We start from the raw sequence: 23,196 nt of genomic DNA, 5'->3' as shown, positions 1-23,196 counted from the left end.
GACCTCCTCCTTCAAAAGGGAGAGGAGAATCGCCACAAACAAAAAGCCCGCACCAGAGGGTGCGGGCTTTTGCCTTGCCCGGGCCGACTACCTCATGCCACAGGCATCGGCTTACTTGCTGCCGGTGCCGGAGTTGCGGGTCGAGGCTTGCGGCTTGCGACGGGCAGTGGTGCTGCGAGCGCGCGGCTCCTTGCCCTGCATATCCTTGTGGCGCTTGACGGCGCGACGGATCTGGGCGGCCTGCTTGTGGCGGGTGCTCTTGCCATCCTGCTGCAGGTCGACCTTGGACTCGGTCTCGTTGGGCAGGTTGACCAGGCCGCGCAGGTAGTTCACCTCGGGCAGTTTCAGCTCCTGCCAGCCACCGCGGGGGATACCGCGATCCAGGGTGACGTCGCCGTAGCGGATGCGCATCAGGCGGCTCACCTGCACTTCCTGGGATTCCCACAGGCGGCGCACTTCACGGTTGCGCCCCTCGGTCAGGGTGACGTTGAACCACTGGTTCAGCCCTTCACCGCCGGCCGGCTTGATCTTGTTGAACTTGGCCATGCCGTCTTCCAGCTGCACCCCCTTGCGCAGGCGCTGCAGCATGGCTTCGGTGATCTCGCCAAAGACGCGCACCGCGTATTCCCGCTCCACTTCGTGGCTCGGGTGCATCAGCCGGTTGGCCAGCTCACCGTCGGTGGTGAACAGCAACAGACCAGAGGTGTTGACGTCGAGGCGGCCGACCGCAATCCAGCGGGCCCCGTCCATCTTGGGCAGACGATCAAACACGGTGGGACGGCCTTCCGGATCGTGACGGGTACACATCTCCCCTTCGGGCTTGTGATACGCCAGCACGCGGCAGATCTGCTCTTCCGCCGCACGGGTCTTGACCTGGTGACCATCCACCCGGATCACGGCGTTCACTTCGACGCGATCCCCCAGCATGGCGACCTTGCCATCCACGCTGACCCGACCTGCGGTGATCAGGGCCTCCATCTCACGACGGGAGCCTTGACCCGCGCGGGCCAATACTTTTTGCAGTTTTTCACTCATCGGGTTTACCTGATTGTTGATCGCTGCCCGCTGACATAGCGGACAACATTGACTCCTGTGACGCGCCCTCTGGGCATCGCCACCACGTTCATTCTCAAGACGGCCTGCCGCTTATTGACCGTCGCTCCCCTCGCCCAGCATGACCGGCAAGGGGGAGTGCAGTTCGGGATCCAGCTCGGGGAGCTGCTCCAGACTCTGCAGATTGAAATAGTCCAGAAATTCTCGGGTGGTGGCGAGCAGCTCGGGGCGACCCACCACCTCCTTGTGACCTATGCTGCGCACCCAGCCGCGCTCTTTCAGGGTATTGATGATCTGGCTCGATACCGCCACCCCGCGGATGGCTTCTATCTCGGCCCGGGTGATGGGCTGACGATAGGCAATCAGGGTCAGGGTTTCCAACACGGCACGGGAATATCGGGGCGCCCGTTCGCTCCACAGACGCGACAGCTCCTCGGCATACTCCTGGCGGGCCTGGAAGCGCCAGCCGGAGGCAACCTCCTTGAGCTCCACCCCCCGCTCGCTGTAGTCCTGCCTGAGCTCCGCCAGCAGCAGCTGCACATAGCGGCTGGTCACCGGATAATCCGCCAGCACGCTGCTTTTCAGCTCGCTGACATTGAGCGGACGACCGGCCACGAACAGCGCCGCCTCGATCAGGGTTTTTAAACGTTCAGCAGGAAGCGCCATTACGCACCCCTCCCTGAATCAGGGTCTTGAGTCGTTCAGTGGGCAGCGCCACGGTTGCCCTCCCCGTCCGGACTGCCTGGGGCGAACCGCCACTCAGTGTACCTGCTCATGCTCTCCCCCTTCCCCCTGGCTCGCCAATGCAAAATGGATCGGCCCCAGCGGCTCGGCCTGCAGGATCCAGATCAGCTGCTCCTTGCACAACTCCAGCAGGGCCAGAAACGTCACCAGCACCCCCATGCGTCCCTCTTCGGCCCGCAGCACCTGCTCCAGCCGCAGGGTCTGGCCCAGGGAGAGCATGGCGAGGATCTCCGCCATGCGCACCCGGGTCGGGATCTGCTCGCGGCGGATCTGGTGATGTTCAAAATGAGTCGCGCGTTTTACCACACTTTGCATGTAAAGGGCGAGCTCAACCAGCGAAACATCGGGGGCCAGCGGCTTCAAGGCGCCAAAATCCGGTGGCAGGGCGGTGGCGATGAAGATCTCCCGCTCCAGCCTCGGCAAGGCGTTGACCCGCTCCGCGCCCAGCTTGTAGCGCTCGTACTCCTGCAGCCGGCGAATGAGGGTGACGCGGGGATCTTCCCCCTCCTCCTCGTCCTCCAGCTCCGGGGCCTTGGGTAGCAGCAGACGGGATTTTATCTCCGCGAGCCAGGCTGCCATCAGCAGGTATTCCGCCGCCAGCTCCAGATTGAGCCCCTGCATCAGCTCCACGTACTCCATGTACTGGGCGGTGATCTGCAGGATAGGCAGGTTCAGGATGTCCAACTGCTGACGGCGGATGAGGTAGAGCAGCAGATCCAGCGGCCCCTCGAAGGTGTCGAGGAACACCTCGAGCGCATCGGGCGGAATAAACAGATCCTGGGGCAGCTCATGGTAGGGCTGCCCCAGCACTTTGGCGATGGGCGAGGGGGCCATAGGCGGGGGAAGCAACCCCTCCCCCGTCGTACCCGGCGCGATCATCGCCTCGGGTACGGGCTCGGCAGTATCACTCAAACGGCGTCGGATCCCCGGCACCGCGACGGCGCAGCACGGGCTCGTCGTCGGAGAAGTCCACCACAGTGGTGGGCTGCTCGCCCAGATAGCCGCCGTTGACCACCAGATCCAGCTGCTTGCCGAGCTTGTCGGCGATCTCTTCGGGATCGAACTCCGCCATCTCGGAGCCCGGCAGGATCAGGGTGGTGGAGAGCAGCGGCTCACCCAGGGCCTCCAGCAGGGCCAGGGCGATGTTGTTGGCGGGCACCCGGATGCCGATGGTCTTCTTCTTCTCGTTCATGAGGCGGCGCGGCACCTCCTTGGTGGCCTTGAAGATGAAGGTGTAGGGCCCGGGGGTGTTGTTCTTCACCAGCCGGAAGGCGGTGTTGTCCACCTTGGCGTAAGTGGAGATCTCCGAGAGATCCCGGCACACCAGGGTGAAGTCGTGGTTCGGCTCGATGCGGCGGATGCGGCAGATGCGCTCAAGCGCGTCCTTGTTGCCCATCTGGCAGCCCAGGGCGTAGCCGGAGTCGGTGGGATAGACGATGACGCCACCGCTTTGCAATATCTGCACCGCCTGACCGATGAGGCGAACCTGGGGATTGTCCGGATGTACGTAAAAATGCTGACTCATATGCTCTTCTCGCGATAGGGGCACACCGGGTGCCCGCTTCATGGTCACGGGCCGCCTGGCCCATGACACTACCTTAACCTGTTTGGCACAGACTCGCCCGTACCAAAGACGCGATCCGGCCGGATCGGCCTCCTCCTGTCAGCGGCTGGCCAACAGGCTGGCATGCTGCTCCTGGCTGAGCCCGAAGTGATCGGGGTGGCCGAGCCAGAGTGGCATGCCCTCCTTGGGCAGCCACAGATGGCGGCCCAGCTCGGTCCAGTTGGAGGGGAAATGAAAATCCGATCCCACCGAGATATAGAGGTCGTGCTCCTTGGCCCACTGGCCGAGGTTGGCCCGCTCCTGGGGGCTCTGCTGGGGCAGGGAGACCTCCATGGCATCGCCACCGGCCGCCTTGAAGGCGACCAGCAGCCGCTTGATCCACTTGGCGGTGAGATCGTAGCGGCTGGGGTGGGCCAGCACCGCCAACCCGCCCGCGGCGTGAATGGCGGTGATGGCCTCGCCCATCTCCGGCCACTCGGCGGGCACATAGCCCTTGTTGCCCCGGCTCAGGTACTTCTTGAATACCTTTTGCATGTTGTCGGCCACCCCGCGCGCCACCAGCACCCGGGCAAAATGGGCGCGGGTCACGGCGGCGTCACCGGCCAGGGCCTTGGCCTCTTCATAGGTGCCCAGGATCTGGCACTTCTCCAGACGACGCCCTATTTCCAGGGCACGCGCCTCGCGACGGGCCCGCTGACCGGCCAGGAAGGTGACCAGCTGCGGATTTTTTTCATCCACCCCGAGCGCCACTATGTGGATCTCGTGGTGCTCCCAACCGGTGGAGATCTCGACCCCGCTCACCAGTCGCAGCGGCAACTGCTCAGCTTTGATCGTTGCGCGGACTTCATCAAGCCCGTCAAGGGTATCGTGGTCAGTGACCGCTAACACTTCCACCCCTTTCTCGGCGGCGCGGCGCACCAGATCGGCGGGGCTCAGCACGCCATCCGAGGCCGTGGTATGACAGTGAAGATCGAATCTCATCGGCTTGTTTCGCTCTCATCAGGGGGCCTGCTTGGGAAAAAGAAGGCAAAAAAGCGACTTGACTTGGCCGCGGCTTTATCGTTTTCTGTAGGCACTTCATTGCAAACATCTTTTTACAGGACTCTATCATGCAAACGACTTCCATCCTGACCATCTGGTGGTGGCACACTCCCTGACATGCGGGCGTGTGGTCGTTGCTGTACCTGTAATCTGACAGCAAATTAAGAACCCAAAGAAAAAGCCCGCTGACCCCAGCGGGCTTTTTTATTATCCGGCAAATGGACCTGTGATGAAACCGACAATTCAGACAAGTGCACTGACATGGCGATGGCGAACTCGCTGACGTGACGAAAACCCAATCCCAATTCGAGAGAAACGCCATGACCATCGGTTACACACAACACATGCAAGGGAAGGCATTATGACAGGCAACAAGACCCGGTTACCCCTGGGCGAATTCGATACCATCAGGCTCAATGCCCCTTATGTGACAGATCCCCTGGCGCTCTACACCCGGCTCTGCCAGGACAGCCCCAACAACCTGCTGCTGGAATCGGTGGAGATAGACTCCAAGGCCGGCACCCAGAGCCTGCTGCTGGTGGATGCCTGCCTGCGCATCGAGTGCCGTGGCCGCACTGTGCGGGTCCGCGCCCTCACCAGCAACGGCGTCCAGTTGCAGCGTCTGCTCGAGCAGCGCCTACCCGCCGTCGTCACCCAGACCCGGGGGGCGGACGAGCTGCAGCTCGACTTCCCGGCCTCCGATCGCACCCTTGACGAAGACAGCCGCCTCAAGGGCAGCAGCGTGCTGGACGTGCTGCGCACCCTGCAACGGGAGCTTGAGTGCCAGCAGGGTAAAGAGGCCCTCTTCATGGGAGGCAGCTTCGCCTACGACCTCATCGCCTCCTTTGAAGACTTGCCACAGGTGCCGGAAGGGAGCAACGACTGCCCCGACTACTGCTTCTATGTGGCCGAGACCCTGATCACCATCGATCACATCAAGCAGAGCACGGCGCTGCTGGCCTGCCTCTTTGGCGGCGAGCAGGACGAGAGCCGGCTCGATGAGCGTTACGCACAGCTGACCGCGCGCCTCGAGGCCTTCAAGCAGGCCTGCCAGCAGCCGCAACCGGTGGCGCAGGGCGCCAAGCCCCTCACCGGCAACCTCCATATCGACAAGAGCGACAAGCAGTTCTGCGCCGAAGTGGAGAAGCTCAAGGGCTTCATCCGCCGCGGCGACATCTTCCAGGTGGTGCCGTCCCGCAGCTTCTCCCTGCCCTGCCCCGACCCGCTGGCCGCCTATCGCCGCCTCAAGCAGACCAACCCCAGCCCCTACATGTTCTATGTGCAGGATGAGGGCTTCACCCTGTTTGGCGCCTCCCCGGAGAGCGCTGTCAAGTTCTGCGCCGCCAGCCGCCAGGTGGAGATGTACCCCATCGCCGGTACCCGCCGCCGTGGCCTCAACCCCGATGGCAGCATCAATCTGGATCTGGACGGCCGCATCGAGCTCGAACTGCGCCAGGACGAGAAAGAGGTGGCCGAGCACCTGATGCTGGTGGATCTGGGTCGCAACGACATCGCCCGCATCTCCGAGCCCGGCACCCGCTACGTGAAGGATCTGCTGAAAGTGGATCGCTACAGCCACGTGATGCACCTGGTCTCCCGGGTGGTGGGCCGCCTGCGCTCGGATCTCGATGCCCTGCACGCCTATCAGGCCTGCATGAACATGGGCACCCTCACCGGCGCCCCCAAGCTGCGGGCCAGCGAGCTTATCCGCATGGTGGAAGGCAAGCGCCGCGGTAGCTACGGCGGCGCCGTGGGCTACCTCAACGGCGCGGGGGAGATGGACACCTGCATCGTCATCCGCTCCGCCTTCGTGAAAGCGGGTCTGGCCCATGTCCAGGCCGGTGCCGGCGTGGTCTATGACTCCAAGCCCCAGGCCGAAGCGGACGAGACCCGCGCCAAGGCGGCCGCCGTGCTGGCCGCCATCGCCGCCAGCCATGGCACCTCCCTGCAAGCCCTGAGCGCCCAGCAGGAGCAACATAAGGACGTGAGCCATGACTAATATCTTCCTGCTCGATAACTTCGACTCTTTTACCTACAGCGCCCCGGCCGATCAGTTCTGCACTTCGAAGGAGCAGTCCCATGACTAACATCTTCCTGCTCGATAACTTCGACTCTTTTACCTACAACCTGGTGGACCAGTTCCGCACCCTGGGCTATCCGGTGCGCATCTACCGCAACAGCCTGCCGGCGACCCGTATCATGCAGGAGATAGAAGCCTGTGACGGCGATGCGGTGCTGGTGCTCTCCCCGGGACCGGGCGCCCCCCATGAGGCCGGTTGCCTCATCGATCTCATCAAGCTGGCCCGCGGCCGGGTGCCCATCCTCGGCATCTGCCTCGGTCATCAGGCCCTGTGCGAAGCCTACGGCGGCACCGTCGGGGCGGCGGGCGAGATAGTCCACGGCAAACGCTCGCTGATTGAGCACAACGGTCACGGCGCCTTCGCGGGGCTGCAAAGCCCGCTGCCGGTGGCCCGCTACCACTCCCTGGTGGCGACCTATGTACCGGAAGAGCTGACTGTGATTGCCCACTATCAGGGCATGCCCATGGCCATCGAGCAACGGGACGAGCGGGTGCTGGGATTCCAGTTCCACCCGGAATCCATCATGACCTCGGAAGGGGCACGCCTGCTGACCCAGGCCCTCGCCCACATCACCCGTCCAGAAAGCCACGTGCGGTAAGGAGACCCCATGCATCATCATCTCAACACCCTCTATCAGGGGCAGTCTCTCACCCGCGACGCCGCCCGCGACGCCTTCGGTCAGGTGGTCCGTGGCGAAGTGGATCCCATCGTCCTCGCAAGCTTGTTGACGGCTCTCAAGATCAAGGGGGAGACCCCGGAGGAGATCGCCGGCGCCGCCGAGGCGCTGCTGGCGGAGGCCCGTCCCTTCCCGCGCCCGGACTATGGGTTCTGCGACATAGTCGGCACCGGTGGCGATGGCCTCAACACCATCAACGTCTCCACCACCTCGGCCCTGGTGGCCGCCGCCTGCGGCCTCAAGGTGGCCAAGCACGGCAACCGCTCGGTCTCGAGCAAGTCAGGTTCCAGCGATCTGCTGGACAAGATGGGGATCAAGCTCGACATGAGCCCGGAGCAGGCCCGCCGTTGTCTCGATGAGCTCGGCATCTGCTTCCTGTTCGCCCCCCAGTACCACGCCGGGGTGCGCCACGCCATGCCGGTGCGCCAGGCCCTCAAGACCCGCACCTTGTTCAACGTGCTGGGGCCGCTTATCAATCCGGCCCGCCCCAGCTACCAGCTGATGGGGGTCTATGCCCCCGAGCTGGTGCGTCCCATCGCCGAAACCCTGCTGGCACTGGGGCTGAAAACCGGTATGGTGGTACACGGCGCGGGGCTTGACGAAGTGGCCATTCACGGTCCGACCCAGGTGGCCGAGATCCGTGACGGCGAAATTCGCGAGTACCTGCTCACCCCGGCAGACTTTGGCCTCGAGACCTACCCGGTCAGCGCCATCCAAGGGGGGGAGCCGGAGGAGAACCGCGCCATCACGGACGCCATACTGGCGGGCGAAGGCACAGCGGCCCACAACGCCGCCATCGCCGCCAACGTGGCGCCGCTGCTGGTGATGGCGGGCAAGGCCCCGGACTTCAAGCAGGCGGCCGCGCAGGTGCTGGCCAAGCTTGCAAGCGGTGAAACCCGCCTGCTCGCCCAGGCACTCGCCACCCTGAGCCATCAGGAGGCATGATGTCAGTCACTACTCACGGCAGCCAACAAGGCAGTACCACTCTTAGCAAGGATATCGAGATGCTCGACCCCCTCTCCTCCCCCGATGCCTTCCTGAATCGGGCCTCCATCAACCAGACCATTCTCGGCAAGATAGTGGCCGCCAAGCAGGAGTGGGTCGCGGCCCGCAAGCTGGCCCAGCCCCTGGAAAGCTTCCAGGGCGCCCTGGTGCCAAGCGATCGGGACTTCGAGGGAGAGCTGCGCGCAGGCTCCACCCGCTTCATTCTCGAATGCAAGAAGGCCTCTCCCTCCAAGGGCTTGATCCGCGACGACTTCAGCCCCGAGGCCATCGCCGACATCTATGGCAACTACGCCACCGCCATCTCTGTGCTGACCGACGAGCAGTTCTTCCAGGGGGATTTCGCCTTCCTGCCCAGGGTACGCGCCCGGGTCAAGCAGCCGGTGCTGTGCAAGGACTTCATGATTGACCCCTATCAGGTCTATCTGGCCCGCCACTATCAGGCGGACGCCATACTGCTGATGCTCTCGGTGCTCACCGACGAGGGCTATCGCGCCCTGTTCGAGGTTGCCAAGGAGCTGGGCCTCGGGGTGCTGACCGAGGTGAGCAACGCAGAGGAGCGGGATCGCGCCCTGGCCCTCGGCGCCCCCGTGATTGGCATCAACAACCGGGATCTGCGGGATCTCAGCGTGGATCTCGCCCGCACCAAGCAGCTGGCCAAAGATATTCCGAGCGATCGGGTGGTGATCAGCGAGTCCGGCATCAACCACCGCGCCCAGGTGGCGGATCTGCGCGCCCATGCCAAGGGCTTCCTGGTGGGCTCCTCCCTGATGAGCGAGCCGGATCTGGAGGCGGCGGTACGCAAGCTTGTCCTGGGCCAGAACAAGGTGTGCGGCCTCACCCGCCCCGAGGATGCCGCCGCCGCCCATCAGGAGGGTGCGGTGTTTGGCGGCCTTATCTTTGTTTCCAAAAGCCCGCGTTATGTGGACATCCCCGCCGCCCGCGCCGTGATGGCGGGCGCGCAGCTCTCCTATGTGGGGGTGTTTCGCAATGCCCAGCCCCAGACCATCGCCAAGACGGTGGAGGCCCTGAACCTCGCCGCTGTGCAACTGCACGGGGATGAGGACGCCGCCTATATCGAAAGCCTGCGCGCTCTGCTGCCTGCCGCTTGCCAGATCTGGAAGGCGGTGGGCGTCTCTCTTGGCAAGGAAAGCGGCGAGCCGCTGCCCGCCCTCGACTTCCCGGCGGATCGTCTGCTGCTGGATACGAAAGTCGGCAGCCAGAGCGGCGGCACCGGTCAGGCGTTCGACTGGGCCATGCTGACGGGCCTGGATAAATCTCGCCTGATGCTGGCGGGAGGGCTCAATCCCGACAACGCCCTGCAGGCCGCCCAGGTGGGTTGCCTCGGCCTTGATTTCAACTCCGGGGTGGAGAGTGCCCCGGGCCAGAAGGATGCGCACAAGCTGGCGGTGGCCTTTGGCGCCCTGCGCCAACTGTAGGAGTGCCCTGCGCGCCCTCTGAACATGCACCAAATTAATGAACTGCATTTGCCTATAAGCACAAGGAATAATCTATGACTCTGCTCAACCCGTTTTTCGGTGAATTTCGTCGATGACATGTATGTGCCCCAGCCATACGCCTCAGCCCGCCAAGGCTCATACCTGATCTCAATTGCAGAATGTAAAGGAAGATAACCATGACCCTGCTCAATCCGTTTTTTGGTGAATTTGGTGGCATGTATGTGCCCCAGATCCTGATCCCCGCCCTGCTCCAGCTGGAGAAGGCCTTCGTCGATGCCAAGGATGACCCGGCCTTCGTTGCCGAATTTCAGGAGCTGCTCACCGAGTATGCCGGTCGCCCGACCCCCTTGACCCTGACCCGCAATCTGACCAAGGGGACCAAGACCCGCCTTTACCTCAAGCGTGAAGATCTGCTGCACGGCGGCGCTCACAAGACCAACCAGGTGCTGGGTCAGGCCCTGCTCGCCAAGCGCATGGGCAAGAGCGAGATCATCGCCGAGACCGGCGCCGGTCAGCACGGTGTGGCCACCGCCCTGGCCTGCGCCCTGCTCGGCCTCAAGTGCCGGGTCTACATGGGTGCCAAGGATTGCGAGCGCCAGAAGCCGAACGTGTTTCGCATGAAGTTGATGGGGGCCACAGTGATACCGGTGCACTCCGGCTCATCCACCCTGAAAGATGCCTGCAACGAGGCGCTGCGCGACTGGGCTGCCAATTACGACAGCGCCCACTACCTGCTCGGCACCGCCGCCGGCCCCCACCCCTTCCCCACTATCGTGCGGGAGTTCCAGAAGATGATCGGCGAGGAGGCCAAGGCACAGTGCTTCGAAAAAGAAGAGCGCTTGCCCGACGCCGTGATCGCCTGCGTCGGCGGCGGATCCAACGCCATCGGCATGTTTGCTGACTTCATTGACAACAAGGAAGTGCGCCTTATCGGGGTCGAGCCCGGTGGTCACGGCATAGAGAGCGGCGAGCACGGTGCACCGCTCGGTCACGGCAGCAAGGGGGTCTTCTTTGGCATGCACTCCTACCTGATGCAGGACAACCAGGGCCAGATCCAGGAGTCCTACTCCGTCTCGGCGGGGCTCGACTTCCCCTCCGTCGGCCCCCAGCACGCCCACCTGGCCGCCATCGGCCGCGCCGAGTACCCCTCGGTGACCGACAAGGAGGCGCTGGACGCCTTCCAGGAGCTGGCCAAATCCGAAGGCATCATACCGGCGCTGGAGTCCTCCCACGCCCTGGCCCATGCCCTCAAGATGGCCCGCAGCGAACCTGAAAAAGAGCAGGTGCTCATCGTCAACCTCTCCGGCCGTGGCGACAAAGACATCTTCACCGTTGCCGACATCTTTGAAAAAGAAGGAACCTTGTCATGAATCGCTACGCACAACTCTTCTCCCGTCTGGACAAGGCCAATCAGGGCGCCTTTGTGCCCTTCGTGATGCTGGGTGACCCCACCCCCGAACTCTCCCTGGCCATCGTCGATGCCCTGGTCGAGGGGGGCGCCGACGCCCTCGAATTGGGCATTCCCTTCTCCGATCCGGTGGCAGACGGCCCCACCATTCAGGGGGCGGCCCTGCGCGCCTTTGCCAGCCACACCACCCCGGACGACTGCTTCGGCCTGCTTGGCCGCATCCGCGCCAAGTACCCGCAGCTGCCCATCGGCCTGCTGGTCTACGCGAATCTCGTCTATGTGCGCCATATCGACGGCTTCTATGAGAAGTGCCAGCAGGCGGGCGTGGACTCGGTGCTGGTGGCCGACGTGCCGGTGCAGATGTGCGCCCCCTACAAGGCGGCGGCCGACAGGTTCGGCATCGACAGCATCTTTATCGCCCCGCCCAACGGTGACACCGAGACCCTGAAAGCCGTGGCCGAACTCGGCAGCGGTTACACCTACCTGGTGAGCCGCGCCGGCGTGACTGGCGCCGAGACCAAGGCCGGCATGCCTGTGGATGGCCTCATCAATACCCTGCGCAAGTTCAATGCCCCCCCCGCCCTGCTCGGCTTTGGCATCAGCGAACCGGCCCAGGTACGTGAAGCCATCAAGGCCGGCGCCGCCGGTGCCATCTCCGGCTCCGCCGTGGTGAAGATCATCGAGACCCACCACAAGAACCCGGAGCATATGCTCACTCGTCTGAAGGAATTTGTGGAAGGGATGAAGGCCGCGACCAATCGATAAGGTTGAATATCGGGTCAGCTGTTTGTGTCCCTGATATGCCAGTTCGCATAACCACGTAAAAGGGAGCCTGACAGGCTCCCTTTTCTATTTCCTTGTTCTGTCGCCAACGAGCGCTACTGCTCCTGGAGATTTGCAGCTACTTCAGGACTCAGTCTCTCCATGGCCCAACCATGTCCTCGGTAATAATCCAGCATGTACAGCAAGTCGCGAACGGCTTCGAGCATTTCGCGTACATCTTCGGTTGTTACTGTTTCTTCACGCCCGTGCACTAGCTTGTTCCGCAATTCGATACCCTTCTTGATCACGGAAATTACCTTTTTAGGTGGTCGACGAACTTCACCGTTAATCTGATTCCTTGCGGGCAGTTGCGCCATGTAGTTGCGCAACATCAGATCTAGTGGCGGAGACTGTAAGTTCTCGACAATCCAAGTCACTGACGGATTCAAGTCCGTCATAGTTGTCTTGAATCCGGTCTCTGCTGCGGCAATCCCCATTACAAGTGCACTTCGAGGATTGTCCCGTTGATTCTGCCATGCTTCACGAAAAAGATCGTGATACAACGGTTGCTTGGATTGAAACTGAATTAGGGTTTCGACATTCGCTCGACACTCCTCATCGAAATCGGCGTCCTGCACTTCTGGCATATGGAGAGTGAATACTCCGGCGATCATTTGACGGTTCAAGAACCCATGCTCGTCGATAATCTTCTCGCCCTTGCTGTCATCGTGCCATCTCATAGATGACCATTCGCTCTGAAGTCCCAATGGTCCACCGACGATTCCCATGCGCCAACGAACCACATTGAATATTTCAGACGCCATGCGGTCCATACTCCCGTGCAACGCAACTATGAAATCGCGATAGTCGTCAGGCAAGTTTGTAAACCCGTTCTGATTCTCTCCTCCAAGACTCCAATCGATTTCTGCCTCTCCGGTAAACACGACGCGTACCGAATCCGGAATGTCATCCTTGCGATGAATTGTTTGTACAAGCACTTGCGGTTCTTCATCCTCGCTGAACACATGTATGTAACGCATGAACAGCGAAAACATCTGCTTAGGATCATCGAATTGGATTGCCCCAAAATCCTTTAGCGGCGGCTCAAATCTCCACGGATCTAATCGGTAATATGTTTGGAAAAACATTGCGCATCCCCATAAGCCGTTTTTTCACTGAAACCAAAATTATCACTCTGGTTCAGCGAAAGGAAATTTAGGCCATCGCTCGGTGAAGTGAAGTGCAATGCTGCTCTGCAAGCGGCATCCTCCCAGCCCCTCGGCCATCCCCCAGACCATCCCTCACCAACTTTTCCGCCCTGAAAAGTGAACTCCTCTACACTTTAATCTCACAACCAGCACCAGGACCATAAAAAGTGCACTATCGTACACTTTTGATTGCTGTTTTCTCTTACCATGGGTTAAGGTGTAACAACCTACACTTTTTTTCGTGATCATGATGGCAGACGCATCGTTGCAAACCGGCCCGAAAGAACTGGATCCCGCCTCGCTGGGGCTGGCGATCCGCGAGAGACGCAAGGCAGCTAGGATGACCCAGGAGGTGACGGCCTCACTGTGCGGCATCTCCAAGAAGACCCTGATCAAGATTGAAAAAGGGGGGGATGTCTACCTCTCGACCCTGTTGCAGGTGATGAAGGCGCTGGGGCTGCGCTTGCAACTGGTGCAGGAAATGGGCTCACAGGTAGCGAGCGGCAATAGCCAACCAGAGGTCGGTGATGATGAGTGGTTCTGAGCACCATCGGCTGGAACTTCGGCTGGGTAATCAGCTGATCGGCCATCTCGAATATGACTCCAGCCGGGATGCGTTTCAGCTCGGCTATACACCTGAGTGGCAGGCGCGCGGATTCCCGCTCTCCCCGCCGCTGGCGTTGGATGGCTCGGCCAGCAGCGCCCAAGTCCGGGCATATCTGGGCAACTTGCTGCCAGAAAATCGCGGGCTGGAGCACCTGATTGAGGCGCTCTCCGTTTCGCGCAGCAATCTCTTTGCTCTGATCCACGGCATAGGTCGCGATGTCTCCGGGGCTGTCACCTTTACCCTGCCGGCAGAGCCCGACGTCCCCACCCATTTTCGCCCCATCACCCCGGAAGAGCTGTTGCTGCGCCTCGATCAGCCCGAGATCTGGCCGCTGGAAGTCTGGGATGGTCGCCCCCGCCTGTCGGTTGCGGGCGTGCAGGCCAAGCTCAACCTGCTGCGACTCGAGGGGACGCTGGGATTTGGCGAGGGCGAGCTCTGTTCCACCCACCTCCTCAAGTTCGAGCATCACCCTCATCTGGTGATCAATGAGTTTGTGACCATGCGACTGGCCGCACTGCTGGGCATGCCGGTGGCACAGGTCGAACTGCACAGGGTCGGCCAAGGCGATAAGTCCCACCGAGGTTTGCTGGTGGAACGGTTCGATCGGCGCCTCGATGAGGATGGCTTGAGGGTGCGCCGTCGCCATATGATCGATGCCTGTCAGGGGCTGGGGTTTCCCGTCGCCCGAAAATATGAACGCAACTTCGGTGACGGGCGGGACGTGGCCCATATTCGGGAAGGGGTGAGCCTGCCACTGCTGTTCAGTCTCAGCGTCCTCTGTGTCAATCCGGCGCAGGCCAGACTGGACATGCTGCAATGGCTGCTCTTCAACCTCTGCGTCAACAATCACGATGCCCACGGCAAGAACTACAGCTTCTTCGTATCAAAAGCCGGGCTGATGCCCACCCCCTGGTACGATCTGGTCAATGTGGGGCTTTACCCCGAGTTCAACCAGCATTTGGCCATGGCCATCGGCGACGAGTTTGCTCCCGAGGCGGTCAACGCATGGCAGTTGCTGGAGATGGCCGAGGCGTGTGAGCTGCCCAAACGCCTGTTGCAACAGATCTTGCACAAGGTGGCCAACGACATCCTTCACCATCTGGATGCCGCTATCGCCATGGTTGAGACAGACAATCCCGCCGAGCTGGCTTATCTGGCACGCTACCGAGACGACGTTGAGCGCCGTTGCCACCATTTTCAGGAGCAGGCGACGCTGTTGCCCGAGCTGCAACTGTAGCCGGGCCTTGTCCACCCCCATGGGACGCAGCCCAGCCTTGAGCCCGTGGCGGGCATTGCCTACAATGACCCACTTTTTATCACACTCAGGTCTATAAAATGAGCGACAACAAACCTGCACTGCCCGACCGTCTGGCGGCCAACCCGCGTAGCCCGCACCACGTGGCGAAGTGCTTCGAGCACGAGATCGGCATTCGCCTCAACGGCAAGGAGCGCACCAATGTCGAGGAGTACTGCATCAGCGAAGGCTGGGTGAAGATCCCTTCCCCCAAGGCCAAGGATCGCTACGGCAACCCCATGCTGATCACCGTCAAGGGCACCGTCGAGGCCTTCTACGCCTAAGCGGCGTATGGCCGCGACGCCCCGAGCAGGGGCGAGACCCTGTTATTTCAGAGCACCGGCCTAGCGCCGGTGTTCTGCGTTTTGGGCCTGGCTTATAGGAGGGCTCTCTTTCTTTGTTCTCCTTTGCCTTCCTTTACCTTCCTCCTCACTTTCTTTCGCCTTTTCCCTTCCACCTAGGCCTTGATCTGGCTGGCGTGCGGCATTTTCCGTCCAGGCAAGGGCGGCACTCTTGTCACCTAACACTGCGGGTGTCGCCACGCCATCGCCGCTCATCCTCAGGAGCGCGGCTTGCCGCCCTGCCAGCGTTGCAGTGCGGCGCCCGCCAGCACCAGCAGGATGCCGAGCAGATCGCTCGCGGCCAGCCGTCCGGCCAGGGCATCGAGCAGCGCGCCCCCCGCCAGCTGGCCCGCGACGATCAGCAGGGCGCAGGCCAGGGCGCCGACCCGGCCTATGGCCCAGCTGCTGATGGCCACGAACAGCGCCCCCAGCACGCCGCCGAGCAGCAGCCAGGGATCGAGCCCGGCGAGCCGCTCCCAGGGCGCCCCCTTGAGGATGAGCAGGGCACCGAGCAGCCCAAAGCCAAGCAGGTGGTTGGCGAGGGAGGCCGTCATGGCGCCCCGGGCGCTGGCGAGGCGGCCATTGAGGGTGCGCGACAGGCTCACCGCCACGCCGTTCAGTAGTCCCAACAGGATCAATATGGTCATGGTGTATCTCCTAATGCAGCACGATAAGCAGGGCGCCGGCCATCACCAGCAAGGCGGCGAGCAGTCCCAGCAGGATCAATATGGTCATGGTGTGTCTCCTCGCAAAGTACGATGAGCAGGGCGCCGGCCAGCACCAGCAGGGCGGCGAGCGCGTCCTTCCCCGAGGGGCCGCGGCGGGCCAGCCCGAGCCAGCCGAAGCCATCGCACAGGGCACCAAACAGCAGCTGGCCGAGCAGCAGCAGGGCCAGGGTGCCCGCCATGCCGAGGGGCGAGTTTAGGCAGAGGGCCGCCAGCACCACGGTGAGCGCCCCCGGCAGGCCGCCGAGCCAGGCCCAGGGCGGGGCGGCCTCCGGCGTCGGAGATCGGGGGGCGAGATACCACAGGAGCGCGGCAACCAGGGTGCCGACCCCGTGGGCCAGCCAGCTCCCGAGCCAGGGGTCGGTGGCGCGGGCCAGGGCGCCGTTCTGGGCGATCATCAACGCCAGCAACAGGCCGGCGGCGAAGGCGGCCAGGGTGCCGATGGTCTGGCCAAGTGTCTGGCCGAGGGCGAGGCGTCCGGGGCGGCGGTCGATAAGCGGGGGGATCATGGGGTCACTCCTTGGTTGAACTGAGGAGCAGGATAAATTGTTTTCGATATGGGGATAATCTACCCTCGTGGAACAACATTGTTTCCACATTGAGAACAACATGAACCAGGATGCCTTCGCCCTGCTCCCCGCCTTCGTCGCCGTGGTGGAGGCGGGCACTTTCTCCGGCGCAGCCCGCCAGCTCGGCCTCAGCAAGTCGGTGCTAAGCAAGAAGGTGAGCCAGCTCGAGCAAACCCTCGGTTGCCAGCTTATCTACCGCACCACCCGCTCCCTCGCCCTGACCGAGGCGGGGGAGCGCTACTTCGAGACGGTGCGCCATGCGGTGCGCCTGGCAAGCGAAGGGGAAGATGCCATCGGCGCCCTGCTATCGGCGCCGCGCGGCCTGCTGCGGGTGACGGTGCCCATGGTCTATGGTCGGCGCCACATAGCCCCCCTTATCCCCGAATTTCTCGCCCTCTATCCCGAGGTGCAGTTGCAGCTGGAGATGAGCGACGCCCTACAGGATCTGGTGGCCGAGGGGTTCGACGTGGCGGTGCGCATCGGCGAGCTGGAAGATTCGAGCCTGGTCGCCCGCCGCCTCGCCCCCTGTCACAGCACATTGTGCGCCGCCCCCGCCTACCTGGCGCGGGCCGGCACGCCCCGCACCCCGGCGGATCTCGAGCGCCACAACTGCCTCTTCTACTCCCTGTTTCGCGGCGGCACCCAGTGGCGGCTGCAAGGCCCCGAGGGGGAGGTGGCCATCACCCCGCGCGGCAACTTCGAGGTCAACAACAGCGACGCCATCCACACGGCGCTGCTGGCGGGGCTCGGCATAGGCAATATGCCGGACTTTATCGTGGAGCGGGATCTCGCCACCGGTCGGCTGGTGCCCCTGCTGCCAGACCACGCCCTGCCCGAGCACGGCATCTGGTGCCTCTATCCGAAGCGCCGTCACCTGCCTGCCAAGGTGGAGGCCTGGCTGGGGTTTCTCCACGAGCGTCTGGGCCTGCGCTAGGGGGTGACCGGGATAACCGAAGCGGTTCACGTTTTTTTCATCGGGAAAGGAGTAGAGTAGGCAATTACCAAGCGCCTGTTTTAATTGAAAAAGGCTCCAGGGGAGCATGCCATGGCATAGCGCCCCTCCCCCTAGGTGGAACGCCATGATGAAGAAAACTGCGATTGCCCTGACCCTGGCCAGCCTGCTGGCGCTGCCGGTGGTCACCGCCTCCGATGCCTGGGCCGCCCCGGTGCGCTCCCTGCAAAAGGAGCAAAATTACGACCAGTACATCAGCAAACGCCAGGTGGTGGATCAGCTGCTGGCGGATGCCGCCCGCATCTTCCACTCCCCCGCCCGGGTCTCAGATGCGGGTTTCACCGCCAAGATGCCGAGCAACATGGAGCAGGTCACCGAGCTCCTGCTGCAGGCCCACCAGCTCGAACCCTACCGCACCGATCTGCTCATTTCAGCGGCCAACGCCCAGATCTACAACGGCAACGTGGACAGAGCCATCGCCCTGTTCGAGCAGGCCCTCAGCACGGCGCCTGACGATCTGGATCTCAACACCTATCTGGCTACCTGGCAGCGCTTCAAGGGCAACCAGGCCAAATCCGATGGCTACGTCAAGCGGGTCGGCGAGCTCAATGCCGGTCGGGCCGCCGATCTGCAGCGGCTGTTCGATACCGTCGACCGGGTGGTTGCCACCCCCCTCAAGGAGCGCCAGGGGCGGGGCGAGAAGAAGGGGCGACAGGCCATCGTCACCCTGGGCTATGCCCTCAACCCAGATGGCTCCATGCACGAGATCCTGCTGGGGCGCCTCGAGACCACCCGCGCCCTGGCCCAGGCCAACCCGGCGGCCCTCATCATCCTCACCGGCGGCGTGCCCCAGAACCGCCAGACCGAGGGCAAGCTGATGGCGGACTGGCTGGCGAAGAAGGGCATAGACCGCTCCCGCATCATCGAGGAGAACTACGCCACCAGCACGGTGGAGAACGCCCTCTACAGCGGCTATGCCCTCGCCCGCCACGAGATTGAGTACGCCACCCTGGTGAGCTCGGCGAGCCACGTGCGTCGGGGCCAGACCCTGCTGGAAATCGCCTGCTGGCAGAGCGGCCCGGCCAATATCCGCATCGACAGCGTCGCCTACCCGGACAAGCCCCTCTCGGCCCTGGCCAAGGCGAGCCCGGAGGAGCTGCTCGGCATCTACCGCGACGCCCTGCGCACCTATGGCCTCTGGAGTTACCGCTCGGCCCCGCTGCTGGAGCGCTAGACCAGCCCCATGCCCTGGCGGCCCTCCTCTGGGCCGCCCTTCCTTCATGCCCCCCTCTCCTCCCTCTCTGGCTGTCCCCCCTTCTGGCAGTGCATCCCCTCTTTTTCGCACAAGCTAGGCACAAGCCGGCATATGTGAATTACCTCATTGATTTACCGTTCTTTTTCTAAGAACCATAACTCATGACAGCTGCCTTCTCGTTCCTTCATTCCCCGCGCCATTCGGGGAAAGATGCGGTTTCCACCCCGTCATTCAAGGAACGACATCATGAAAGGAAAAGGAATTTCCCTCTGGTTTGCGGCACTGGCGCTGACCCTGCAATCGGCCCAGGCGCTCGAGGTTACCGTCGCCTACCAGACCTCGGCAGAGCCCGCCAAGGTAGCCCAGGCCGACGGCACCTTCGCCAGGGAGAGTGGCGCCACCGTGGATTGGCGCAAGTTTGACAGTGGCGCCAGCGTGGTGCGGGCCCTCGCCTCCGGCGATGTGCAGATAGGCAACATCGGCTCCAGCCCCCTGGCGGTGGCGGCCAGCCAGAACCTGCCCATAGAGGTGTTCCTGCTCGCCTCCAAGCTCGGGGAGTCCGAGGCGCTGGTGGTGAAGAAGGGGCTCGCAAAACCCGAAGATCTGGTGGGCAAACGCATCGCCGTGCCCTACACCTCCACCACCCACTACAGCCTGCTGGCGGCCCTCAAGCACTGGGGCGTCGACCCCGCCGAGCTGCAGATAGTGAACCTGCAACCCCCGGCCATCATCGCCGCCTGGCAGCGGGGCGACATCGACGGCGCCTACGTCTGGGCCCCGGCCCTCAACCAGCTGACCAAGGAGGGCAAGGTGCTGACCGACTCGGCCCGGGTGGGCGAATGGGGGGCACCGACCCTGGATGTGTGGGTGGTGCGCAAGGACTTTGCCAAGGCCCACCCCGAGGTGGTGCAGGCCTTCGTCAACAGCACCCTGGCCGCCCAGCGGGACTATATCGCCAACCCGGATCACTGGCTGACCCAGCCTGACAACCTCAGCAAGCTCTCGGCCTTGAGCGGCGTTCCCGCGGCCGAGGTGCCCGGCCTGGTCAAGGGCAACACCTACCTCGATGCGAAGGCCCAGAGCGCCGAGCTCAGCAGCCTGGTCAACCAGACCATCATCGACACGGCCCGCTTCCTCGAGAGCCAGGGCAAGGTGCCTAACGCCGCCTCGGACTACCGCCAGTTCGTGACCGATCGCTTCGTGAAGTCCGTGGCCCAGTAAGCATCGAGGAGACGACCATGCTGCAGCTCTCTCATCTGTCCGCCGAGTACGCCGGAAGGCGGGTGCTCGACAACATCAACCTCTCCCTCCCCGAGGGGGAGTTGATGGTGGTGCTCGGCCCCTCGGGCTCCGGCAAGACCACGCTGCTCAACCTGGTGGCGGGCTTCGAGCCCTGCCACCACGGCCAGATAAGCCTGGCGGGCAAGCAGGTCACCGGCCCCGGCGCCGAGCGCGGCGTGGTGTTCCAGAGTGAGGGCTTGCTCCCCTGGCGCAATGTGCGGGAGAACGTGGCCCTCGGCCTGGCACTGGCCGGGGTGCCCCGCGCCGAGCGCGATGACCAGGCCCTGGCGCTGCTGCGCAAGGTGGGGCTGGAAGGGTCGGGGGAGCGCGCCATCTGGCAGCTCTCCGGCGGCCAGCGCCAGCGGGTCGGCATCGCCCGGGCCCTGGCCACCCGGCCACAACTGCTCCTTCTGGACGAGCCCTTCGGCGCCCTGGATGCCTTTACCCGGGAGCAGATGCAGACCCTGCTGCTGCGCCTGTGGCACGAGGAGAGGCGCCAGGTGCTGCTGATCACCCACGACATCGAGGAGGCGGTGTTTCTGGCCACCGAGCTGGTGCTGCTCTCCCCCTCCCCCGGCCGGGTGATGGAGCGGTTGACCCTGGAGTTCGGCCGCCGCTTCGTCGCCGGGGAACCCTGTCGCAGCATCAAATCCGATCCGGCCTTTATCGAGCGCCGTGAATACGTGCTCGGCCGGGTGTTCGCAGAGCGGGAGGCCTTCGCATGAGCATCGCCCTCACCCGACAGCTGGGCGCCGGCAGGCGCACCCTGCGCTGGCCGCTGCCGCGCCGGCTGACCCTGAGCCTCGCCACCCTGATCGCCCTGCTGGCCCTCTGGTGGCTGGTGGCCCGGCTCGGCTGGGTCGATCCCCTGTTCCTGCCGCCCCCACAGCGGGTGCTGGCACAGCTCCTTACCATAGCCGGGCCGCAGGGCTTCATGGACGCCACCCTGTGGCAACACCTGGGGGCCAGCCTGGGTCGCATCCTCATCGCCCTGGTGGCGGCGGCCTTCTTTGGCATCGCGGCCGGCATCGCCATGGGGCTCAGCCCCACGGTGCGGGGCATGCTGGATCCGCTGATCGAGCTCTACCGCCCGGTGCCGCCGCTGGCCTACCTGCCCCTGATGGTGATCTGGTTCGGCATCGGCGAGACCTCCAAGGTGCTGCTCATCTATCTGGCCATCTTCGCCCCCGTGGCCATGGCGACCCTGGCGGGGGTGCAGAGCGCCAAAGCGGTGCGAGTGCGGGCGGCCCAGGCGCTGGGGGCATCCCGGATGCAGGTGCTGTGGCACGTGATACTGCCCGGCGCCCTGCCGGACATACTGACCGGGCTGCGCATCGGCCTCGGGGTGGGCTGGTCCACCCTGGTGGCGGCCGAACTCATCGCCGCCACCCGCGGGGTGGGCTTCATGGTGCAATCTGCCGGCGAGTTTCTCGCCACCGACGTGGTGCTGGCAGGCATTCTGGTGATCGCTCTGATCGCCTTCCTATTGGAACTGGGCTTGAGAGCCCTACAGCGCAGGCTGACCCCCTGGCATGGAGAAGGACAATGAACCACAAGCTGACCGCTCCCATGGTAATCCTTCACATCGCCTTCGTATTGGAACTGGGCTTGAGAGCCCTACAGCGCAGGCTGACCCCCTGGCATGGAGAAGGACAATGAACCACAAGCTGACCGCTCCCATGGTGATCCTTCACATCGCCTTCCTATTGGAACTGGGCTTGAGAGCCCTACAGCGCAGGCTGACCCCCTGGCATGGAGAAGAACAATGAACGACAAGCTGACCATCACCCCCCTCGGCCCCCATATCGGCGCCGAGATCGCCGGGATAGACCTCGGCGATCCCCTGACTCAGGGGCAGTTCGAGCAGATCCACCGCGCCCTGCTCAAATACCAGGTGCTGTTCCTGCGCAACCAGCCCATCAGCCCCCGCCAGCAGCGGGCGCTGGCCAACCGCTTCGGGGACTTGCACATCCATCCCGTCTATCCCCACACCGAGGAGGCCGAGGAGATCATCGTGCTCGACACCCACGACGGCAATCCGCCGGACAACGACAACTGGCACACCGACGTGACCTTTATCGAGACCCCCCCGGCGCTGGCCATACTGGCGGCCAAGCAGCTGCCCCCCACGGGGGGAGACACCCTCTGGGCCAGCGGCATAGCGGCGCTGGCGGCGCTCTCCCCTCCCCTGCAAAAGCTGCTGGCTGGGCTGGAGGCGGAGCATGACTTCACCAAGTCATTCCCGGCTCACCGCCACGACGGCAGCGAGGCCGAGCGACAGCGCTGGCAGGCTGCCGTGGCCCGTCACCCGCCCCTGCGCCACCCGGTGATCCGCACCCATCCAGTGAGCGGCAGGCAGGCGCTGTTCGTCAACGAGGGCTTCACCACCCGGCTACCTGGGCTGCCCTCCAAGGAGAGCGAGGCGCTGCTGGGCTTCCTGTTCGAGCACATTCGCCGCCCCGAGTTTCAGGTGCGCTGGCGCTGGCAGGAGAACGACATCGCCATCTGGGACAACAGGGTGACCCAGCACTATGCCAATGCCGACTACCTGCCGGCGCGCCGGGTGATGCACAGGGCCACCATCCTCGGGGACAAGCCCTTCTGGCGTCCGGGCTGAACTGCCACCATGGACAGCGACCATGAGATAACGCCCAGCAAAAAGCCCGCCGAATGGCGGGCTTTTTCATCATCTGACGGGCCTGGGCGTCGCTGGCGGGGTATCAGCCCTTGAGCTCCAGCCACAATGGTGAAGCCCTCAAAGACCAGTCGGGCTTTTGGCTCTGGCGGGTATCAGCCCTTGAGCTCCAGCACTGTGGTGAAGCCCCCGAAGATCATCCGGGCGCCATCGAAGGGCATGGTCTGGTGCATGGGGCTGGCCGGATCCATCCTGGGATCCTTCATCATTTTGGTCATGGCCTCATCCCGTACCGCCTTGCTCGGCCACTCCACCCAGGAGAAGACCACGCTTTCGTCCTCCTTGGCCGCCACCGCGCGGTAAAAGTCGGTCTGCTTGCCGTGGGGCACGTCATCCCCCCAGCACTCCAGCACCCGGGTGGCCCCATATTCGAGAAAGATGGGGTCAAACAGCCCCGCATGGTCGATCAGGGCCTGCTTGTTGACCGTGGGCACGGCGATCACGAATCCGTCCACATATGACATGAGCCTTTCCTCCT

General features: G+C 63.5%; 24 protein-coding genes. 15 read left to right on the top strand and 9 right to left on the bottom strand.

Annotation, left to right across the window (positions count from 1 at the left end):
* Nucleotides 1-111 precede the first annotated feature (111 nt).
* The 5 genes from rluB to rnm all read right to left on the bottom strand — a co-directional run bounded on the left by rluB (nucleotide 112) and on the right by rnm (nucleotide 4,342).
* Nucleotides 112-1,035: a 23S rRNA pseudouridine(2605) synthase RluB gene (rluB, locus tag WIR04_RS06985; RefSeq protein ID WP_005323472.1), complete on the bottom strand. Its 924-nt coding sequence runs from the start codon at nucleotides 1,033-1,035 to the stop codon at nucleotides 112-114.
* 111 nt (nucleotides 1,036-1,146) lie between these two features.
* A complete protein-coding gene (scpB, locus tag WIR04_RS06980) occupies nucleotides 1,147-1,719 on the bottom strand; it encodes an SMC-Scp complex subunit ScpB (RefSeq protein WP_025327615.1) in 573 nt (190 codons plus the stop codon).
* Nucleotides 1,720-1,812: 93 nt separating this feature from the next.
* Nucleotides 1,813-2,709 (bottom strand): segregation and condensation protein A, encoded by an 897-nt coding sequence (locus WIR04_RS06975; protein WP_420883448.1) that lies wholly within the window; start codon nucleotides 2,707-2,709, stop codon nucleotides 1,813-1,815.
* Nucleotides 2,702-3,322 (bottom strand): L-threonylcarbamoyladenylate synthase, encoded by a 621-nt coding sequence (locus WIR04_RS06970; RefSeq protein WP_025327617.1) that lies wholly within the window; start codon nucleotides 3,320-3,322, stop codon nucleotides 2,702-2,704. The genes WIR04_RS06975 and WIR04_RS06970 overlap by 8 nt, the downstream gene beginning before the upstream one ends.
* A 138-nt stretch (nucleotides 3,323-3,460) precedes the next feature.
* Complete coding sequence (rnm, locus tag WIR04_RS06965; RefSeq protein WP_338891506.1) at nucleotides 3,461-4,342, bottom strand: RNase RNM; 882 nt, start codon at nucleotides 4,340-4,342, stop codon at nucleotides 3,461-3,463.
* A gap of 421 nt (nucleotides 4,343-4,763) precedes the next feature.
* Between rnm and WIR04_RS06960 the strand changes: the two genes are divergently transcribed.
* The 6 genes from WIR04_RS06960 to trpA all read left to right on the top strand — a co-directional run bounded on the left by WIR04_RS06960 (nucleotide 4,764) and on the right by trpA (nucleotide 11,794).
* The gene (locus WIR04_RS06960) at nucleotides 4,764-6,401 is read left to right on the top strand and encodes an anthranilate synthase component 1 (RefSeq protein ID WP_338891504.1); all 1,638 of its coding nucleotides are present in this window, start codon (nucleotides 4,764-4,766) and stop codon (nucleotides 6,399-6,401) included.
* A gap of 80 nt (nucleotides 6,402-6,481) precedes the next feature.
* Nucleotides 6,482-7,081 (top strand): aminodeoxychorismate/anthranilate synthase component II, encoded by a 600-nt coding sequence (locus WIR04_RS06955; protein WP_025327620.1) that lies wholly within the window; start codon nucleotides 6,482-6,484, stop codon nucleotides 7,079-7,081.
* A 9-nt stretch (nucleotides 7,082-7,090) separates the two neighbouring features.
* Nucleotides 7,091-8,104 (top strand): anthranilate phosphoribosyltransferase, encoded by a 1,014-nt coding sequence (gene trpD / locus WIR04_RS06950; RefSeq protein WP_025327621.1) that lies wholly within the window; start codon nucleotides 7,091-7,093, stop codon nucleotides 8,102-8,104.
* A complete protein-coding gene (trpCF, locus tag WIR04_RS06945) occupies nucleotides 8,101-9,600 on the top strand; it encodes a bifunctional indole-3-glycerol-phosphate synthase TrpC/phosphoribosylanthranilate isomerase TrpF (protein ID WP_338891501.1) in 1,500 nt (499 codons plus the stop codon). The genes trpD and trpCF overlap by 4 nt, the downstream gene beginning before the upstream one ends.
* 197 nt (nucleotides 9,601-9,797) lie before the next feature.
* On the top strand, nucleotides 9,798-10,991 hold the full coding sequence (trpB, locus tag WIR04_RS06940; RefSeq protein ID WP_338891499.1) for a tryptophan synthase subunit beta: 1,194 nt from the start codon (nucleotides 9,798-9,800) through the stop codon (nucleotides 10,989-10,991).
* Nucleotides 10,988-11,794 carry a tryptophan synthase subunit alpha gene (gene trpA / locus WIR04_RS06935; protein WP_338891497.1) on the top strand — a complete coding sequence of 269 codons (807 nt, stop codon included), beginning with the start codon at nucleotides 10,988-10,990 and terminating at the stop codon, nucleotides 11,792-11,794. Before trpB ends, trpA begins: the two co-directional genes overlap by 4 nt.
* 113 nt (nucleotides 11,795-11,907) lie before the next feature.
* Here trpA and WIR04_RS06930 read toward each other — a convergent pair whose 3' ends face one another.
* Entirely contained in the window at nucleotides 11,908-12,939 is a 1,032-nt protein-coding gene (locus tag WIR04_RS06930; RefSeq protein WP_338891494.1) for a hypothetical protein, read from the bottom strand.
* A gap of 310 nt (nucleotides 12,940-13,249) precedes the next feature.
* Between WIR04_RS06930 and WIR04_RS06925 the strand changes: the two genes are divergently transcribed.
* The 3 genes from WIR04_RS06925 to WIR04_RS06915 all read left to right on the top strand — a co-directional run bounded on the left by WIR04_RS06925 (nucleotide 13,250) and on the right by WIR04_RS06915 (nucleotide 15,184).
* Entirely contained in the window at nucleotides 13,250-13,543 is a 294-nt protein-coding gene (locus WIR04_RS06925) for a helix-turn-helix domain-containing protein (protein WP_234035411.1), read from the top strand.
* Nucleotides 13,527-14,843 (top strand): HipA domain-containing protein, encoded by a 1,317-nt coding sequence (locus WIR04_RS06920; RefSeq protein WP_338891491.1) that lies wholly within the window; start codon nucleotides 13,527-13,529, stop codon nucleotides 14,841-14,843. The genes WIR04_RS06925 and WIR04_RS06920 overlap by 17 nt, the downstream gene beginning before the upstream one ends.
* A 98-nt stretch (nucleotides 14,844-14,941) precedes the next feature.
* Nucleotides 14,942-15,184, top strand: a complete 243-nt coding sequence (locus WIR04_RS06915) for a DUF3297 family protein (RefSeq protein WP_338891489.1) — start codon at nucleotides 14,942-14,944, stop codon at nucleotides 15,182-15,184.
* A gap of 275 nt (nucleotides 15,185-15,459) precedes the next feature.
* On the opposite strand, the gene WIR04_RS06910 is transcribed toward WIR04_RS06915, so the two are convergent.
* Together WIR04_RS06910 and WIR04_RS06905 are read right to left on the bottom strand one after the other, a co-directional pair.
* A complete protein-coding gene (locus WIR04_RS06910) occupies nucleotides 15,460-15,888 on the bottom strand; it encodes a DMT family transporter (protein WP_338891487.1) in 429 nt (142 codons plus the stop codon).
* Nucleotides 15,885-16,475 (bottom strand): DMT family transporter, encoded by a 591-nt coding sequence (locus WIR04_RS06905; RefSeq protein ID WP_338891485.1) that lies wholly within the window; start codon nucleotides 16,473-16,475, stop codon nucleotides 15,885-15,887. The genes WIR04_RS06910 and WIR04_RS06905 overlap by 4 nt, the downstream gene beginning before the upstream one ends.
* A gap of 100 nt (nucleotides 16,476-16,575) precedes the next feature.
* Between WIR04_RS06905 and WIR04_RS06900 the strand changes: the two genes are divergently transcribed.
* From WIR04_RS06900 to tauD, 6 genes are all read left to right on the top strand, one after another.
* Nucleotides 16,576-17,469, top strand: coding sequence for a LysR family transcriptional regulator (locus WIR04_RS06900; protein WP_338891483.1), 894 nt, complete (start codon nucleotides 16,576-16,578; stop codon nucleotides 17,467-17,469).
* A 148-nt stretch (nucleotides 17,470-17,617) separates the two neighbouring features.
* Complete coding sequence (locus WIR04_RS06895) at nucleotides 17,618-18,721, top strand: ElyC/SanA/YdcF family protein (RefSeq protein ID WP_103244540.1); 1,104 nt, start codon at nucleotides 17,618-17,620, stop codon at nucleotides 18,719-18,721.
* A gap of 267 nt (nucleotides 18,722-18,988) precedes the next feature.
* A complete protein-coding gene (gene tauA / locus WIR04_RS06890) occupies nucleotides 18,989-19,963 on the top strand; it encodes a taurine ABC transporter substrate-binding protein (RefSeq protein WP_338891481.1) in 975 nt (324 codons plus the stop codon).
* A gap of 17 nt (nucleotides 19,964-19,980) precedes the next feature.
* The gene (gene tauB, locus WIR04_RS06885) at nucleotides 19,981-20,748 is read left to right on the top strand and encodes a taurine ABC transporter ATP-binding subunit (RefSeq protein WP_338891479.1); all 768 of its coding nucleotides are present in this window, start codon (nucleotides 19,981-19,983) and stop codon (nucleotides 20,746-20,748) included.
* Nucleotides 20,745-21,572 (top strand): taurine ABC transporter permease TauC, encoded by an 828-nt coding sequence (tauC, locus tag WIR04_RS06880; RefSeq protein WP_338891477.1) that lies wholly within the window; start codon nucleotides 20,745-20,747, stop codon nucleotides 21,570-21,572. The genes tauB and tauC overlap by 4 nt, the downstream gene beginning before the upstream one ends.
* A gap of 216 nt (nucleotides 21,573-21,788) precedes the next feature.
* On the top strand, nucleotides 21,789-22,640 hold the full coding sequence (gene tauD / locus WIR04_RS06865) for a taurine dioxygenase (RefSeq protein WP_338891475.1): 852 nt from the start codon (nucleotides 21,789-21,791) through the stop codon (nucleotides 22,638-22,640).
* A gap of 173 nt (nucleotides 22,641-22,813) precedes the next feature.
* Here tauD and WIR04_RS06860 read toward each other — a convergent pair whose 3' ends face one another.
* Nucleotides 22,814-23,182: a DUF1428 domain-containing protein gene (locus WIR04_RS06860; RefSeq protein ID WP_168234689.1), complete on the bottom strand. Its 369-nt coding sequence runs from the start codon at nucleotides 23,180-23,182 to the stop codon at nucleotides 22,814-22,816.
* Nucleotides 23,183-23,196: the final 14 nt, after the last annotated feature.

This window comes from Aeromonas rivipollensis (assembly GCF_037811135.1).
Lineage (GTDB): Bacteria > Pseudomonadota > Gammaproteobacteria > Enterobacterales > Aeromonadaceae > Aeromonas > Aeromonas rivipollensis.
Note: the sequence above shows the minus strand (reverse complement) of the source record. Positions and strands in the feature narration are given on the sequence as shown.